At 71.4% G+C, this 15,747-nt stretch carries 13 protein-coding genes; 7 read left to right on the top strand and 6 right to left on the bottom strand.

The annotated features are described in order from the left end of the window. Positions 1-208: 208 nt before the first annotated feature. The 3 genes from IE265_RS16520 (at position 209) to IE265_RS16510 (ending at position 2,822) form a co-directional block, all read left to right on the top strand. Complete coding sequence (locus IE265_RS16520; RefSeq protein WP_190036327.1) at positions 209-949, top strand: VWA domain-containing protein; 741 nt, start codon at positions 209-211, stop codon at positions 947-949. A 172-nt stretch (positions 950-1,121) separates the two neighbouring features. Continuing rightward, positions 1,122-1,937, top strand: a complete 816-nt coding sequence (locus tag IE265_RS16515) for an SAM-dependent methyltransferase (RefSeq protein ID WP_190036326.1) — start codon at positions 1,122-1,124, stop codon at positions 1,935-1,937. Positions 1,938-2,081: 144 nt separating this feature from the next. Continuing rightward, positions 2,082-2,822 carry an SDR family NAD(P)-dependent oxidoreductase gene (locus IE265_RS16510; RefSeq protein WP_190036325.1) on the top strand — a complete coding sequence of 247 codons (741 nt, stop codon included), beginning with the start codon at positions 2,082-2,084 and terminating at the stop codon, positions 2,820-2,822. A gap of 168 nt (positions 2,823-2,990) precedes the next feature. Here the strand turns inward: IE265_RS16510 and IE265_RS16505 are convergent, their stop codons facing one another. From IE265_RS16505 to IE265_RS16490, 4 genes are all read right to left on the bottom strand, one after another. Then, positions 2,991-4,268, bottom strand: coding sequence for a ThuA domain-containing protein (locus tag IE265_RS16505; RefSeq protein ID WP_190036324.1), 1,278 nt, complete (start codon positions 4,266-4,268; stop codon positions 2,991-2,993). Next, the gene (locus IE265_RS16500; RefSeq protein WP_190036323.1) at positions 4,265-6,472 is read right to left on the bottom strand and encodes an RICIN domain-containing protein; all 2,208 of its coding nucleotides are present in this window, start codon (positions 6,470-6,472) and stop codon (positions 4,265-4,267) included. Before IE265_RS16500 ends, IE265_RS16505 begins: the two co-directional genes overlap by 4 nt. A gap of 85 nt (positions 6,473-6,557) precedes the next feature. Beyond that, positions 6,558-7,943 (bottom strand): chitinase, encoded by a 1,386-nt coding sequence (locus tag IE265_RS16495; protein ID WP_190036322.1) that lies wholly within the window; start codon positions 7,941-7,943, stop codon positions 6,558-6,560. A gap of 523 nt (positions 7,944-8,466) precedes the next feature. Further along, positions 8,467-9,210: a class I SAM-dependent methyltransferase gene (locus IE265_RS16490; protein WP_190036321.1), complete on the bottom strand. Its 744-nt coding sequence runs from the start codon at positions 9,208-9,210 to the stop codon at positions 8,467-8,469. 354 nt (positions 9,211-9,564) lie between these two features. On the opposite strand from IE265_RS16490, the gene IE265_RS16485 reads away from it, so the two are divergent. Together IE265_RS16485 and IE265_RS16480 are read left to right on the top strand one after the other, a co-directional pair. Beyond that, positions 9,565-11,271 (top strand): SpoIIE family protein phosphatase, encoded by a 1,707-nt coding sequence (locus tag IE265_RS16485; protein WP_190036320.1) that lies wholly within the window; start codon positions 9,565-9,567, stop codon positions 11,269-11,271. Positions 11,272-11,448: 177 nt separating this feature from the next. Then, complete coding sequence (locus IE265_RS16480; RefSeq protein WP_190036319.1) at positions 11,449-11,970, top strand: hypothetical protein; 522 nt, start codon at positions 11,449-11,451, stop codon at positions 11,968-11,970. Positions 11,971-12,001: 31 nt separating this feature from the next. On the opposite strand, the gene IE265_RS16475 is transcribed toward IE265_RS16480, so the two are convergent. Next, entirely contained in the window at positions 12,002-12,643 is a 642-nt protein-coding gene (locus IE265_RS16475) for a hypothetical protein (RefSeq protein WP_229916224.1), read from the bottom strand. A gap of 238 nt (positions 12,644-12,881) precedes the next feature. On the opposite strand from IE265_RS16475, the gene IE265_RS16470 reads away from it, so the two are divergent. Beyond that, positions 12,882-14,021: a sensor histidine kinase gene (locus tag IE265_RS16470; protein ID WP_190036318.1), complete on the top strand. Its 1,140-nt coding sequence runs from the start codon at positions 12,882-12,884 to the stop codon at positions 14,019-14,021. Then, positions 14,018-14,677: a response regulator gene (locus tag IE265_RS16465; RefSeq protein WP_190036317.1), complete on the top strand. Its 660-nt coding sequence runs from the start codon at positions 14,018-14,020 to the stop codon at positions 14,675-14,677. Before IE265_RS16470 ends, IE265_RS16465 begins: the two co-directional genes overlap by 4 nt. A gap of 14 nt (positions 14,678-14,691) precedes the next feature. On the opposite strand, the gene IE265_RS16460 is transcribed toward IE265_RS16465, so the two are convergent. Beyond that, the gene (locus IE265_RS16460; protein WP_190036316.1) at positions 14,692-15,555 is read right to left on the bottom strand and encodes a DUF4394 domain-containing protein; all 864 of its coding nucleotides are present in this window, start codon (positions 15,553-15,555) and stop codon (positions 14,692-14,694) included. Positions 15,556-15,747 lie beyond the last annotated feature (192 nt).

Below are 15,747 nucleotides of genomic sequence, written 5' to 3'. Positions count from 1 at the left end.
CGAAGGTGGCGCAGGCAGCGGAGTTCGGCGCCCTGTTCGACATGGACGCGCCGCCGGGGCACGGCCCCGGCGCAGGATCCTGACCGACGCGGAAGTGCCTCCGCCCTCGGCGACGAAGGCACGACCGCCGGTTCGGTTGCCGAAAGGGCCGTGCGGCACCGTCATCCGCGAGAGGATGAAGTCCCCTGACGAGGACAGAACGGTACACATGATCGACGCGCAGGCACCCGCCCCGGCGACCAGCCTTTCCACGGTGCGGACCGCCGCTCCCGAATTGGTCAGCCTCTACAAGTCGGCGGGCGACAGCCTGCGGGCCAAGGGTCTGGAGGGCCTCCGGGCCGCGGTGTACCTCGTACTGGACCGCTCGGGGTCCATGCGGCCGTACTACAAGGACGGCACCGTGCAGCTCCTGGGCGAGCAGGTCCTGTCGCTGTCCGCGCACCTGGACGACGACGGCACCGTACCGGTCGTCCTCTTCTCCACCGACGTCGACGGATCCACGGACCTGCGGCTCGACGGCCACAGGGGACGCATCGACAAGCTGCACCAGAACCTGGGCCACATGGGGCGGACGAACTACCACTGGGCCATGGACGAGGTCATCGACCACTACCTGGAGTCCGGCAGCGACCACCCCGCCCTGGTGGTCTTCCAGACCGACGGCGGGCCGACCAGCAGGCTCGCCGACGAGCGCTACCTCTGCAAGGCGGCCCGCCTGCCGCTGTTCTGGCAGTTCATCGGCTTCGGCGACCCCGACGACAACGAGTTCGCGTTCCTGCGCCGGCTGGACGACCTCGCCGTCCCCTCGCACCGCGTCGTCGACAACGCCGGGTTCTTCCACGCCGGCCGCGATCCGGGCTCGGTCCCGGACGACGTCCTCTACGACCGGCTGCTGCGGGAGTTCCCCACCTGGCTGTCGGACGCCCGCGCCGCCCGGATCATCCCGTGAACCCCGGCCGGCCCCTGCCTGGGCCTCGCGCCGGCCCGCGGACCCGGGCGTCCGGGCCCCTTTTCACTGCTCAACGGCACCGGATGCGTGAACTGGTGTACACGACATGACTGTTGGGACGTACCTTGTGGCCTGAACAATTCACACCACGGCTGACAGACGGACGGTACCCATGCCCGACCATGCGACGACTCCCGGACCAGCGGCACAGCAGAAGATCGACACGTCCGTGCCGCACTCGGCCCGGATCTGGAACTACTGGCTGGGCGGCAAGGACAACTACCCCGTGGACGAGGAGGCCGGTGACGCGTACACCGCCGTCTTCCCCGGCATCGTCACGATCGCCCGCAGCAGCCGCGCGTTCCTGCGCCGCAACATCACGCACCTGGTGTCCGAGGCGGGCATCCGGCAGTTCCTCGACGTCGGCACCGGTCTGCCCACCGCCGACAACACCCACGAGGTCGCGCAGCGGCTCGCGCCCGAGACCCGGATCGTCTACGTCGACAACGACCCGATGGTCCTCGCGCACGCCAGGGCGCTGCTGTACTCCACCTCGGAGGGCGCGACCGCGTACGTCGACGCCAACGTGATGGAGCCGGAGCGCATCCTGGCCGCGGCGGCGGACACCTTGGACCTCAGCCGCCCGACGGCGCTGATCCTGAGCAACATCCTCGGCCACGTCGCGGACTACGACAAGGCGCGGTCGATCGTCACCCTGCTGATGGACGCGCTGCCGTCCGGCAGCTACCTGTCGATCAACGACGGGTCCCGGGGCGTCGACCCCGTGTTCGAGCGCGCCCAGGACGCCTACAACGAGAGCGGCGCGGTGCCGTACAACCTGCGCAGCGTCGACGAGATCACGGCCTACTTCGACGGCCTCGAACTCGTGGAGCCCGGCGTCGTCTCGGTGCCCCTGTGGCGCCCGGAGACGGACTCCCCGGCCCCGGTGCCCATCGGCGAGCACGGCGGCCTCGCCCGCAAGCCCTGACGCACGGCGGCGGACCGCACGGCCGTGTGCACGGCCGCCCGGTCCGCCGCCGTCCGCCGCGGGTCGCGGACCGACCGGCGACCGGCACCGCGCGAAAGGTGCCGGCCCTCGGCCGCCCGGCGGGCCGTGGCAGGATCGGCCGGCATGAGGATCGACGAACAGGATCGGCCCGTCGCCCTGGTCAGCGGCTCCACCTCGGGGATCGGGGAGGCCGTCGCGCGGCGGCTGGCGGCGGACGGCATGCGGGTCGTGGTGCACTCGCGGCACAGCGCGGAGGCCGGCGAGAAGCTCGCGGCGGAACTCGGCGGCGCGTACGTACGGGCGGACCTGGCCGTGGAGGACGAGGCGCGCTGCCTGGTCGGGGCCGCGCTCGACCGGTACGGACGGCTGGACGCGCTGGTGAACAACGCGGGCATCAGTTGGCCGATCCCGCACGACGACCTGGCCGCGGCGACACCGGCCGACTGGCGGCGACTGCTGGAGGTCAACCTCATCGCGCCCTGGGTCCTGTGCACCACGGCCCTTCCGGCGCTGCGCCGGTCCCCCTCGGGCGGCAGCATCGTGAACATCACCAGTCACGCCGGAGTACGCCCCAAGGGCTCGTCCGTGCCGTACGCGGCGAGCAAGGCCGCGCTCAACCACGTCACCCGCCTGCTCGCGGCCGCGCTGGGGCCCGAGGTCCGGGTCAACGCGGTGGCACCGGGCCTCGTGGACACCCCGATGACGAAGGACTGGGCGCACGCTCATGAGTTGTGGCGGGAGCGGGCGCCCATGCACCGTCCCGCCCTGCCCTCGGACGTGGCCGATCTGGTGGCCTCGGTGCTCGCGAGTACGTATCTCACCGGCGAGGTCATCGTGCTGGACGGCGGGCTCAACCTCACCTGACAGGCCGGGCACGGGCGTTGCCGTCACTTTGACCGGCCCGTGTGGAGCAGTACGTGCCTCCCCCACGACGGGCCGCCCGGTACGGCTGTGGTGCTCTGCCGTACCGGGCGGGTGCTCAGGGCCTCCTGCCTGATCGTCGTGTCCTTGGTTCCGGTCGGGGCCGTCCCGTCACGGTCCTGCCGTCAACTGGAAGCTCTGGGCTGCCGAGTTGTCGCAGGGCCGTTGCACCAGTTGCACACCGTCGCCCGTGGCGCCGGTGGTGCTCAGGCACTTGCCGCTGTGCCGTGCCGTGAAGTGGTAGCGGCCTGACGACTCGCGTACCGGCAGCCACTGCTGGTTGGTGCCGCCGCCGTAGGACCACAGTTGAAGTGGCGCGTTGTCGGCGGTGGACACGCCGGTGACATCGACGACCTGCTGCGGGTTGCCGCGGACGGCGATCCGCGAGTGGCCGCTGTCGGTGGGGCGGAACTGGAACTGCTGCGCTGTCGTGCCGTTGCAGGTGTACTGCTGGACGGCCGTGCCGTTGGCCGTGGCCGCCGCCCTCGCGTCGACGCAGGTTCCGTTCGCGCTGTTCGTCAGGGAGTACCACTGCGTCTCGGAGATGGGGTCGCTCGGAGCGGGGCCGCTCCCGGCCCCTCCGAGCCATTTGAGTCCGTCGATCAGGAAGCGGTTCTGCGTCGCGCTCCCGAACGTCGAGGAGAGCCGGGTGTTGGACGCGTAGTCCATCGCGTTGTGCCCGAAGTTGGCGTACAGCATCCGGTACTTGGTGTTGGTCCACAGGATCGGGTAGTAGCCGCTGTACCAGGACTGGTTCGGGTCGGTTCCCAGTGGGAAGCTCGACGGGTCGACGGAGGCGAGGACCTTGATGTCCGGGTTGGTCCGCAGGTCGTTGGACCACCCGTACCACTCGCTGACGGCCGAGGTGAAGGTCGCGGGCAGGCCGGTGGTGGAGGGGTGCGTGCGGTCCTCGGTCCTGAGCACCGCCGTGGTGGGCCCCCAGGTGTTGGTGCGGAAGTTGCCGCTGCCGAGGAAGCCGTTGTAGTACCAGGGCCAGGACCCGGCGTCGGTGGTGAACGCCGAGACGTGGAAGCCCAGCCAGCCGCCGCCGGCCCGCATGTACCGTTCGAAGCCGGCCCGTTGGGCCGCGGTCTGCGGTGCGTCGTCCAGGAACAGGACGACCTGGTAGTCGTTGACGCCGCCGTTCGCGAGCAGGTTCCAGTCGGTGGTCGCCGTGTACGTGAAGTTGTTCTGCGCGGCGGTCCGCGGGAACCAGTCGTTGGCCTCCTTCACGAAGTCGATGTGCGCGGCGTCCCAGGTGCCGTTGTAGAAGGCGATGACCTTGAAGTCGGGTGCCGCGGGTGCGGCCGCGGGCAGGGCGTGGGCGGGTGCGGTGGAGGCGAGCAGTACCGCCAGCAGGAGCAGCAGTCGTGCTGCGAGCCGCCTCACGGGTGGCTCACCAGGTTGGCGACGTTGGTGGCCGAGTTGGAGGGTCCGCCGCGGTCGTTGATGACGTGCCGGATGGTGCCGGTTCCGCCGAGGGAGACGGTCACCATGTTCTGGAAGCGGACGCCGGAGTTGTTGGGGACCTCGAAGGCGTGCTCGGCGGCGACTGCGGGGTTGACGTTGAAGTAGCAGTAGCTGCCGAGCCCGTACGCCTGGTGGCTGGTGACGGAGTTCGCGACCTTGTAGGCGGCGTAGCCCTGCGTGGAGCCGTTCATCCAGGCGGCCTGGTTCGGCGGGTCGTAGGGCATCTCGTTCTGGTAGAAGTACGTGCGTCCGCCGTTGCCGTTCCAGATGGTCTGGTGCTTCTGGTAGTGCTCGACGAACAGGCCGTACATGGTGACGTCGTCCCCGTTGACGACGAGTCCGGTGTCGGCGGTGTTGGTGTTCCAGCCGATGCCGCTGCCGTGGTCGCCGCGCCAGATCCACATGTGGTCGCCGATGACGTTGTCGCTGTTGACGACGAGGCTCGTGGTCGCCTTGCCGACGGCGGCGCCGCCGACCCGGAAGTACACGTCGTGCAGCGAGGTGGGGTTCGCCGCGTGTCCCGCTGCGGCGCCCGCCGGGCCGATCTCGACGAGTGTCTGCGAGTTGGTGGTCCCGGCGTCGAAGAGGACTCCCGCGACCTTCACTCCGTCGACGTCGGCGACCGTCATGGCCGTGATGCCGTTGTCGGGGATGAACGTGGCGAGGCCGAGCCCGAGGACGACGGTGTCGGGCCGGGTCACCCTGAGGGTCTGGTCGAGGTGGTAGACGCCCGGGGTGACGAGCAGGTTCTTTCCCTCGGCGAGTGCCGCGTTGATCTGCGCGGCGCTCGCGCCCGGCTTGACGACGTGGAACTGGTCGATGCCGAGCGATGATCCCGCGGCGTTCCCGCCCGCCCAGGTGGTGGCCGAGGAGTTGGTCCGCAGGGCGGGGACGAACACGCGGTACGCGCCGGCGGCGTCCACGTACAGGAAGGGCTTCTCCCGCACGGTGGGCGTCTGGTTCACCGTGGTGTGGGGCGGGTTGGGGAAGGTGTTGCCGGGGACGCCCTGGCTGCCGACGAAGACCATGTTCCAGTTGGAGCCGTTCCAGCTCCCGAGCTGGGAGTTGCGGGTCAGCCACTGCTGCTGGGTGCCGGACCGCACCTGGCCGTCGATCTTGCTGTCGGCCATGAACCCGCCACTGGACCAGCCGCCGTCGCTGAGTTCGAGGTTGCCGCGCACATGCATGCGGCGGTACGCCGACGCCTGGGAGACGGCCCAGCGGTCGGTGCCGCCGGTGGGGTTCACGGACAGGTTCTCGGCGCCGCGCCAGAAGTTCTGGGTGGCGTTCTGCGGCGGGAACCAGTCCGCTTCGACGTGCACGGCACCGTTGATGGTGACCGAGTCCGGTGACTGGCCGAGACCGAGGACCTGCGTGTAGAAGCCGACGTTGACGTCGTTGTTGTACGTGCCGGGCTTGAACAGGACGGCTTGGCGCTGGGAGCCGAACTGGTTCGTCTCCTGCTGCTGGAAGATCGAGTTCAGCCGGCTCTGGATGGTGGAGGACGGCATGGACGGGTCGAAGACCGCGACGTTCGGGCCGAGGTCGACGTCGCCGGGAGCGGTGTTCACGGGGGCCACCTGGAAGCGCTGCGCGGCGGAGCCGTTGCAGGTGTACTGGACCAGTTGGACGCTGTCGGCGGTCGACGCCGAGGGGACGTCGAGGCACTTGCCGCTGTGCCGGTTGACGAAGCGGTAGGCGCCGCCGCCCTCGTCGACGGCCTGCCACTGCTGGTTGTTGCCGCCGCCGTACGTCCACAGGTGCACGGCCGCGTTGTCCGCGGTGGAGACGTCGCTGACGTCGACCACCTGCTGGGCGTCGTTGCGGTTGTTGATCCGTACGTAGCCGTCGCCCGCCGCCGTGAAGCTCCACTGCTGGGCGGTGCTGTTGTTGCAGGCGTACTGCTGCACGGCGGTGCCGTTCACGGACGCGGCCGCGCGGGCGTCCAGGCACTTGCCGCTGCCGGTGTTCACCACCGTGGACCAGCTCGTGGGCAGGGCGGCGGCCGCCCGGGCGGCTGCCCCGGCGGGTTGGAGTCCGGTGAGGATGGAGGCCGCGGTGGCCGCCGCCACGAGGGCGGCGGTCCACGGGCGGGCGATGGGTGGTCGCGCGTATCGGAGCACGTCTTCTCCTGTGCCGACGGGACGGCTTGGTGGGGGGCGCGGGTGGGGCTGCGTCGTGGGTGCGGTGGTTCGAGGAGCGCGCGGGTCAGCCGTTGTACTGGGCGAAGACCCGGGTGAAGTCCCAGGGCTGCTGGGAGACTCCCGAGCAGGTGTCGGCCCCTCCGCCGGTGCAGGGCCTGTCGCGGTTGACGGACCAGAAGGTCAGCCGTGCGAGATGGCGCTGCTGGGCGTAGGCGAGGATCGTCCGGAAGTCCGCGACGGTCACCGTCTCGTTGTTGTCGGTGATGCCGTTCATCGACGAGATGCCGGTGCGCCGGTAGGCCTGGTCGTCCGAGTAGCCGTACGCGTTCTTGACGGCGGTCTTGAGCCCCTCGGCCGCCCTGACGGTGAGCTGGCCCATGTTCTGGCCCGCACCGCCGAAGTTGAACGGCATGATGGTCCAGCTGTCCACGGTGAGGCCGGAGTTGGCGGCCCTGCCGATCAGACTGCTGTCGGGCCCGTTCTGGCCGGTGCCGAAGGTGACGTACACCTTGATCCCGGGGTTGTTGGCCTTGACGGTCTTCAACGCGTCGACCGTGCGCTGCTGGACGGTGGGGCTGTCGTACGCCGCCGCCTCGATGTCGATGTCGATCGCCTTGAGGCCGTAGGCGTTGATCACCTTCTGGTACGCGGCGGCCAGTTCGCCCGCGCTGCCGCAGGAGCTCTCCAGTTTGTTGCCGCTCCAGCCGCCGAAGGACGGGATGACGTCTCCGCCGGCTCCGCGGACCGTGTTGACGGTCTGCTGGTCGACTCCCCCGGTCAGTGGCCGGCTGCCGTCCCACTGCGGGTTGCAGTAGCCGTTGCTGAGGACGAAGGCGAGCGTGAACCATTTGACGCCGGTCGCGTTCATGACCGTGGTCGGGTTCGGCGGGCTGCCCCAGCCGTTGTAGAGGTACGGCGCGACGGCCATGGGCCCGGTGGGGGCCGGATCTCCGCCGCCGCTCGGTGCCGTCCACTTCTGGTTGGCGGCACCGGTGCACGACCAGAGTTGGAGGCGGGTGCTGTTGGCGGAGCTACCGCCGGTGGCGTCCAGGCACTTGTTCGCCTGCGGGTTGACGATGTCGCGTGCGGCGGTGACGGTCCACCGCTGCGCGGTGCTGCCGTTGCAGTCCCACAGCTGGACGAGCGTGCCGTCGGCCGTGCCGCCCGATGCCGCGTCCAGGCACTTGCCGAGTGCGCGGACCGTTCCGTCGGTGCCCACGGTCCACTGCTGCGCGGTCGTCCCGTTGCAGTCGTAGAGCTGGACGGCCGTGCCGTTGGCGGTGGCGGCACCGGCGACGTCGACGCACTTGCCGCCGATGCCGGTGATCTGCCCGGTCGCCGCGACGGCGCCGCTCGCCGGTGTGCCGCTCATGCCGCCGAGGAGGACGGCGACGGCGGCCGTGCCCACGGCTCCGCGCACCGCGGGCCGGCGAAGAAGTCTCGTGGTCATCGTGACACCGTCCTGTTCCGGTGGGGGAACCCGTCGGGTCGTACGGGAGCGGCGGCCTCGCGGGATTCCGGCGGGGACGGGGGCCCGCCGGGAGCAGGGGCGGAAGGGGCCGACGCGAGGAGGGGTACCGGATCGAGGGGCGGCAGCCGGCGTGGGAGGAAGCGTGGGGAGTCCATGACTCTCCCTTCTCGGACTCGACGCGACCAGGCCGATTTAGGCATGCGCATGACATGAATGAAGGCATGCGGAACCAGCCCTGAGCGCGCCGACAGGGGGGTGGGGGGAAGTGCTGACTGACCCTGAGGGGAACTTAGTTCACTACGTGATTTAAGAAGTGAACGATTTCCGTGTCAAGGCTTTGGTATGGACCAGTCCTTGAACGTCGGTCTCAGGTGTGGACGCGCGGGACACCGGGTCGCACGCGTACCCGGGAGGCGGGGGAACTCCGGTCGCACGGGGGCCCGGGGCGAAGCGGGCCGTGCGGAGTGCGGACTCGGCCCGCCGGCTCACGTCACCGCGCGTACTACGGACCCGGCGGAAGGCGGTAGACGGACACGTGCGAGCGCGACTCGGCGGTGAACTCGGCTCCCTGCCAGTCCGCGTGCCTCGACTCCGGTTCGAGTCCGGCGAGGCGGGCCATGAGGTCGAGCTCGGCCGGCCAGATGTAGCGGTGCGGGCTCCGGCCCAACCGTGCCTCGCGGCCCTCGCCGAACCGGAAGTGGTGCGAGACGACGTGCTGCCGCAGGACGTCGTAGGTGTCCAGGCCGATGTAGTCGGCGTCGGACTGCCAGACCACGGCCTGCTGGCCCGGCGGCAGCTTCCGCAGTTCCGGGACCCACAGCTCGACGACGAACCGCCCGCCAGGTACGAGGTGACGGGCGGCATTGCGGAAGCACGCGACCTGCTCGTCCTGCGTGAGCAGGTTGGAGATCGTGTTGAAGACGAGGTAGACGAGCTGGAACGTACCCGGCGCACGCGTGGTGGCCATGTCCCCGACGACGACCGGGATCTCCTCCTCGTCCGCCTTGTCGCGCAGCCGGTCGATCATCGGTCGCGACACCTCGACGCCGGTCACCGGCACTCCACGCCGTGCGAGTGGGACGGCGACCCGGCCGGTCCCGATGGCGAACTCCAGCGCCCGTCCGTCCTCGGCGAGTTGGGCGAGCCGGTCCACCGCGGGGTCCAGCACCTCCGGCGCGAACATCCCGACGCCCGGTGTGTCATAGCGCCGAGCCGTCTCGGCATCCCAGATCTCGTCCTGTCGCATGCCGCCCACCCTTCACGCCGCGCCGGGCCATGTCGACGGAATTTGTGCCGCGTCGGCGCCCCGGTCCCCGGTCCGAGAGCCGCTCGGCGCCCGGCAGCCCCTGCCGCGCGACGAGCAGTTCGAGGTGCCCTGCCCGCACCGGGCCCCTCGCGCAGGAGTCGGGGCCACCGGCCCCGGTGACGGGCGACCTCGCAGGGCGGCTCTCCCGGCGCGGCCCGTACGCTGCCGACGGCGGGGCGGTACGGCGGCGGTCGGCATGGGACGGCTTCTTCTGGGCACGACATGGCCAGAGCCGTGCCCGGGCCCGACCCCGGCACGGCGCGCTGGCGTCGTTACTTGAGGCGAGGAGCCGTGATGGCGGACCGCTCGGCCGCACGAGCCCCGGCAGACCCGGGCACGGCGAACGCCGCGCTCGAACACAGCAGCGCGGGCATCTACGCCGTCGGTCGCACGGGCCGCATCGTCTGGGCCAACCAGCGCGCTCTCGACCTCCTGCTCCTCAAAGCCCACGAGGTGATCGGGAAGGACGCCCACGATCTGCTGCATCGCGACGCCGACGGGCACACGGTCACCAGGGAGGCCTGCGAACGGGGCGGTACGCAACTGGCCCACCGGGCGTTCCGTACCGGCAGGAACTGGTTCCCCCGCGGGGACGGCACGCTGCTGCCCGGGCAGTGGCTGTCCCTGCCCTGCGAGCCGAACGACCGGGGCACGGTCGCCCTGATCGCCTTCCACCCGGCGGAGGAGACCCATCCGGGCGCGCCGCAGGCCGGCGCCTCACCCCGCGCCCTGTCGGAGGGCGAACGGCTCGCCCTGCTGGCCGACACCACCGCGCAGCTCATCTCCAACGTCGACGTGCACGGGGCCTTGCGCCGCGTGGTCGAGCTGATGCTGCCGCGCCTCGCGGACTGGGCCGTCATCGACCTGATCACCGAGGGGGACGAGGTCACGCGCTCCCTGGTCGTCCAGGCCCAGGAGTCCGCGCTGCACGTCCGTGAGGACCTTCAGGGCCCCATGCCGCCCGTTCCCGCCTCCTCCCCCATGCCGTTGTCCAAGGCCCTGCGCGGTGTGTCCTCCGCCCTCGCCGGCCCGGAGACCTACGACGGGCCGCCCGACACCGGCATCGCGGTGGAGCAGCGCAAGCTGTTCGAGGCGACGGGCATCCAGACCGCGGCCATCGCCCCCATCCGGGGCCCCCACGAGGTCGTGGGCGCCCTCACCCTGGGTCGTGTCCGGCGCGACGAGGCGTTCACCACGGGCGAGTTGACCCTCGTGGAGGACATCGCCCGCCGCATCGGCATCGCGCTGGAGAACGCACGCCACTACCAGCGCCAGCGCCAGGTCGCCGCGACGATGCAGCGCTATCTGCTCCCCCAACTGCCCCGGCTCTCCGGGGTGGAGATGACCACGCGCTATCTGCCGGCCCCGGACGCCTCCCACGTCGGAGGCGACTGGTACGACGCCTTCACGCTCCCGGGCGGGGACACCGCGCTCGTCATCGGCGACGTGGCCGGCCACGACCTCGACGCGGCCGCGGGCATGGCGCAGCTGCGCAACATGCTCCGCGCCTACACCTGGTCGCGGGACGACCCGCCGCACCACACCGTGCAGCACCTGGACCAGGCGATGCGGCACATCACCGACGTCCGCATGGCCACCCTGATCCTGGCCCGGCTGGCCCGCGAGCCCGACGGGGAGTGGATCCTGCGCTGGACCAGCGCCGGCCACCCGCCGCCCCTGCTCGTCGAGTACGACGGCGTGACCCGGTACCTCGACGAGAGCAAGGGGATACTCCTCGGCACCGGCACGCTCCACCCGCGCACCGAGGCGCGCGTCACGCTGCCCCCGGGGTCGACGCTGGTGTTCTACACCGACGGCCTCATCGAGAGCCGCCGGCAGCTCCTGGACGTCGGCCTGGCACGTATGCGCAGGCACGCGGCCGTCCTCGCGCACCGGCCCCTGAACTCCTTCGCCGACCAACTGCTCCAGCACACCCGGCCGGCCGACAACGACGACGACGTGGCACTGCTGACGATCCGCATCCCGCACGCCTCGCGGTAGGGCACCACCCCGGGCGCGCGCCGGCCGGCCGCGGCCGTTCCGTCACCCCTGTTCGTCGCTCGCGCGTGGGCCGTCGGCGTCGCGGGGCGGTCGTGGTGAGGGGCCTTGTCGGCGGGTGCTTCTAGGCTGCGTCCGTCACGATCGCGGATGCGGTCGGCGGATGAACGGAGCGAGTGCATGAGCGTGTCCTTCTTCTGGCGGAGGACGACGGCCGAGAGTGCCGCCTCGTCGGCCCCGCAGGACCTGCTGGCCCTGGTCCCGGACTGGGACGATCAGCCGGAACTGTGGGACAAGCGCCTGGTCACCGCGGTGGAGTTCCACTGCTCGGTGATGCACCGGGTACTGGTCGAGTGCTCTTCGGGCCCGGACTCGGTGGCGGGGCTCCCCGTCTACGGCGGTGAGCCCCGCCGGGACACGTGGACCAGTCCTGATGGCGAGGTCGAGGAGTACACCGTCGTCACCGTGCTGGCACCCGACGCCGTCGCCGCGGCGGCGGAGGTTCTGGGCGGCGCGCGGTACGAGGCGTGGATGGCCGCCGATCCGTCGCGTATGGCCGCGCTCGTGCGGGAGCTCGGATTCTCCCGGCAGTGGGACGACGACTGGGCCCGCGAGGTCGCCGGTGACCTCGCGGACCTTGCTGATTTCTACCGCGCCGCGGCGCGCGCCGGTGACGCGGTGGTCAAGTACCTGAGCTGCTGACCGGCTGCCCCTCCACCTCCGGGCGGCCTGCTCAACCCGCCTGCCCCCGCGAGGCGTTCTGCCACAGCGACGTCGCGAGCCAGATCACCGTGGCGCCCACGACGATGTGCAGCGCGCTCGTGAACACGGAGTCCGGCAGGGTGATCAGGAACGCGAACAGGGGCAGCGCGACGGCGTACCCCCAGGACGGGACCTTCGGGAACCTGCCTGCCCGGATCATCGCCGCCCCGAACAGGGCGCAGCCCACCGCGAAGACGACGGCCGAGCCGAGGAGCACGGGGATGGTGGGGCCCGTCAGTTCCGCTTCGATGACGTCTTCGTCCAGGTGGAACAGCACCAGGTTCGCGGTGAACGCCGCCCCGCCGAACAGGCTGAGGCCGATGAGGTTCACGAGGTACGCGGACTCCCCGAAGCGGCCGCTCAGATGGCTCTGCCGCTGGTGGAGCGCGATGAGCAGAGGCAGGGAGAAGGCCGGGGAGAGGGCGAGCAGAAGACTGGTCGCGGCGGTCTCCCCGGTGAACGCCTCGACCAGTGAGGGCAGTGCGATGAGGAGTCCGGACAGGGTCCCGCAGAGAGCGCCCAGGCGGGCGAAGCGGGCGGACACCGGTGCGGCGGCGGCCGGTGCGGAGCCGATCGGGGAGGACGGTGAGGAGGGTGAGGAGGGTGAGAACACAGCGGCGCTCCGATTCGTCGTGGGGCGGGCAGGTGCCGAAACCGTAGGGAGTGCGGGCCTCGCGGCGGGAGGTGCCCAGCGGTCGAGGCGACCGCCGGAAGTCACCCGCACCCCGGCGGTGCCGGTGCCGTTCGGCATGTGCCGAACGGCCGTGCTCGGCGGGACTTTCCCCGTCGGCGTGGTCCCGCGTGCGGGCCCGGCCTAGCCTGGTGGCAGGGCCTGGCGGGCGGAGGTGTGCATGGCGGCGTACGTGCCCGTGCCATGGGTGTCACCGCTGTTGTACGGAGCGGTGCTCGCCGGCGGGGTCTACTATCTGGCGGCCGGTCTGGGCGAAGGGCCCGCGCTGTGGTCGTGGCGCACCGCCGGGTTCGTCGCCGCGCTGGTGGCCCTCTTCGTCCTCGACCGGGCGGAGCGCCGGTGGTCCGGGGCCCGGGTGGCGGCGCTGTTCTCGCGGTGCGTGCTGACGGGCGTGGTGGTCGCGCTGGACGCCTCCGACCTGTCCCAAGTGCTGTTCGTGCTGCTGCCGTTCACCGCGTACTTCGCGTTCGGCCGGAAGGCCGCGCTCGCCCTCGGAGCGCTGTGCCTGGCCGGGCAGCTCACGGGCTCTGTGCTGACGGCTCCCGGCTGGTACCGCGATCCGGAACGCGTGGCCGACCTGCTGATGCTCGGCGTCGGCCTGGTGCTGGCGCTCTCGATGGCCGCCGTCGCCGTCGGTGAGCAGCGGGTCCGCCGCGAACTGCAGGAGTACGCCGCACGGGTCGGGGAGCTGTCCGCGGCGGCCGAGCGCAACCGCGTGGCCAGGGACCTCCACGACAGCCTCGGCCACCATCTCATGGCGGTCTCGGTGCAGTTGGAGATCGCCTCGGAGTTCCGCGCCCTGGACCCGGACGCCGCCGCGCGGGCGATGGAGGAGGCCAGGCAGTCGGTGCGTCTCGCCCTGGGCGACGTACGGCAGTCCGTGCGGGCGTTGCGCGAGGGGACGCCTCCCCTGTCGCTGTCGACGGCGCTCGCCGGGTGGGCGCGCGACGGCGGCGCGGCCCCGCGTGTCACCGTCGAGGTGAGCGGCGCACAGGAGGGGTACGGCGAGGCCGAACTGACCGCGCTCTACCGGGCCGCGCAGGAGGGGCTGACCAACGCGCTGCGCCACGCCCGGGCCTCCCGGGTGTCGGTCGCGGTCCGGCTGGCGGAGCACGGCGCACGGCTGGCCGTGGCGGACGACGGCTGCGGCTTCGCCCCCGCCGACGCGACGGGCGGCCTCGGTCTGACGGGCATGCGGGAGCGGGTGCACCTCGTGGCGGGAAGCGTGGACATCGACAGCACGCCGGGCGGGGGCACGCGGCTCACGGTGGTCGTCCCGCGGGGCGGGGGCGAACGGTGAGCGGGGAACCGGCGGCGGTACGCGTCCTGGTGGTGGACGACCAGCAGCTCATCCGGGACGGCATCGCGTCACTGCTCTCGATCCGGCCGGGCATCAGCGTGGTGGGCACGGCGGCGGACGGGCGGGAAGCGGTCGTGAAGGCGGTGGAACTGCGGCCGGACGTCGCGCTGATGGATGTTCGGATGCCCGTGCTGGACGGCGTCGAGGCCGCCGCCGTGCTGCGCGACCGCGTGCCGGGGTGCCGGGTCGTGATGCTGACGACGTTCGACGACGAGGAGTACGTGGTCCAGGCCCTGCGGGCGGGCGCGAGCGGCTATCTGCTCAAGGACCTGCCCGCCGACGAACTGGCCCACGCCATCCGGCTGGCGCACTCGGGGGTCACCCAGCTCGACTCCTCGGTGGCCGGCCGCCTCGCCGCGGCCCTGCCCCCGCCCCTCCCGGCCCCGACCCCGGGATCGGGGTCCCCGGCCCTGAGCCCGCGCGAGATCGACATCCTGCGGCTCGTCGCGCGCGGCCGGACCAACCGGGAGATCGCCGGCGAGTTGTATCTCAGCGAGGGCACGGTGAAGAACCACGTCTCCCGCATCCTCGGCCGGCTCCGCCTGCGCGACCGCACCCAGGCCGCGCTGCGCGCCCGGGACCTGGGCCTGCTGTGAAAGTCGGGACCCGGTCAGTCCTGCCTGAACGGGAGTGCGATGTCGAAGACCTGCCGCGCCGCCGGGAACGCGCCGACGAAGTGTGCCGTCCCTCCGCCGAGCAGGTCGATCCGGTAGAAGCGGTACGCCCCACCCGTTTTGAGTGCCGCGAACCCGCTGTTCGTGCCGTCCTTGGGCTTGTGGAAGATGTCGAATCCCGCTGCCGGCCCGGCGTTCACCCCCAGCGTTCCGATGGGCGCGAGGGTGCCCGCGTTGGCCGGGTACTGGAGGGAGACACGGTCGTTCAGTGTGTCGATGTCGAACAGCGTCGTCCCGGTGGCCGGGTCGAGGTCGTTGTTGGTGTACGCGGCCCCGCTCACTCCGGTCGCCCTCGACGGCGGCCTCGTCGAGTTGGTGAGGGCGATGTCGGCGACGGTGGCGCCCCGGACGCCGGGGGCGTCGAGCCTGTGGCGCAGGTTCTGCCCGTTGTCGCTGATCACGCGCAGCCGGTCGGCCGCGGGATTGAAGTCGACGCCGAAGTTCCGGCCCGACAGCCCGACCGTGAGCTGGGACGCCTTCACGGCCTTCGCCGCACTGCTGACGGTGTAGACGCCGCCCCGGTTGCCGACACCGTAGAGGCGCTTGTCCTGGACGCGGAAGTCGATACCGACGAGCCGGTCGTCGCCCCGGAGGCCCGTGATCCTGCCCAGGTTCCAGGTCTCGCCCGGGGTCTGGGTGCGGAAGGCCACCAGTCGCTGATCGGTGGTCAGGCCGACGGTGACGAGGCCCTTGCCCGTACCGACCCACCTGTCGTCCGCCCGATCCGGTGCCGCGCCCGCGGCCGGCACTGCGGCGGCCGCGACGGCGGCCAGGGCGAGGACGACTGCAACCTTGCGCATGGTGCGCCTCCGTACTGATCTCCGAGCCGCGTTCGACGGCATCAACGAATTGCCACAAAACCACACCAGTTCGACGAAATCTCCTCTGCGCCTCGATGTCGAACGCGAATAGCCGGGTTGGCGGCACGGACCGCCGTGCGGCGCGTACGGCTCCTGACGCCGGCGCGCGGGTGCGGGGTTGGCGTCGCGCCG

Origin of the sequence: Streptomyces fructofermentans (genome assembly GCF_014651055.1) — a bacterium.
Taxonomy (GTDB): Bacteria; Actinomycetota; Actinomycetes; order Streptomycetales; family Streptomycetaceae; genus Streptomyces; species Streptomyces fructofermentans.
The sequence above is the reverse complement of the archived record's forward strand: the minus strand, read 5'-3'. Positions and strand labels throughout refer to the sequence as shown.